1 protein-coding gene is annotated in these 1,043 nt (G+C 60.3%); it reads left to right on the forward strand.

What is annotated here, in order from left to right:
* Positions 1-174: 174 nt before the first annotated feature.
* Positions 175-1,043 (forward strand): glucose-1-phosphate thymidylyltransferase RfbA (rfbA, locus tag WDU96_RS13600; protein WP_337339071.1); only part of this gene is annotated, 869 nt, incomplete at its 3' end.

The raw sequence follows: 1,043 nt of genomic DNA on the forward strand, positions 1-1,043 counted from the left end.
TGGGTCGAAGAACCACCGATCTTGATGGGCTCGTGGCGCAAGCCGGCTGCCGTCATCGATAGCATTGAGCCGGAGGTATGCGGGACCAGACCAGCATCTTGCCTACGTCGACCTCGGACCGGTTGGGCATCGCCGCAGCGTTCACCCACGCACGACACTTGATAGAGGAGAATCTTGAAGGGCATCATTCTTGCGGGCGGTTCTGGCACGAGGCTTCACCCAATCACTCTGGGCGTATCGAAACAGTTGATTCCGGTCTACGACAAGCCGATGATCTACTACCCGCTCTCCACGTTGATGCTTGCGGGTATCCGCGACATTCTGATCATCACCACTCCGCACGACGCCCCGTCATTCGAGCGCCTACTAGGCGACGGATCGCAGTTCGGGGTGAACCTTTCGTTCGCGCAGCAGCCTTCGCCCGACGGACTGGCGCAAGCGTTCACAATCGGTGCCGACTTCATCGGCGATGACAAAGTTGCATTAGTTCTTGGAGACAACCTTCTCTACGGCCCCGGTCTCGGCTCTCAACTGAAGCGCTACGAGAACGTCGAGGGTGGCGCGATATTCGCCTACTGGGTCGCCGAACCCACTGCGTACGGGGTCGTCGAGTTCGACAGTGCCGGACGAGCGGTGTCGCTGGAGGAAAAGCCCACCGCCCCGAAGAGTAACTACGCGGTTCCCGGGCTTTACTTCTACGACAATGACGTCGTCGAGACCGCTCGCGGGCTCGCCCCCAGCGCGCGCGGTGAGTACGAGATCACCGACATTAACTCGGCGTACCTCGAAAGAGGTGCGCTGCAGGTCGAGGTGCTTCCGCGCGGAACCGCGTGGCTTGACACAGGCACATTCGACCAGATGACTGACGCAGGCGAATACGTGCGCACCATCGAGCGGCGCACTGGTTTGAAGATCGGCAGTCCTGAAGAGATCGCTTGGCGCCAGGGATTCCTCACCGATGACGAACTGCGAGAGCGTGGAGAGAAGCTGGTTAAGAGCGGCTACGGCGCGTACCTTCTCGAGATCCTGGAGCGTGGACTCTG

The organism is Microbacterium marmarense (assembly GCF_037204165.1).
Taxonomy (GTDB): domain Bacteria; phylum Actinomycetota; class Actinomycetes; order Actinomycetales; family Microbacteriaceae; genus Microbacterium; species Microbacterium marmarense.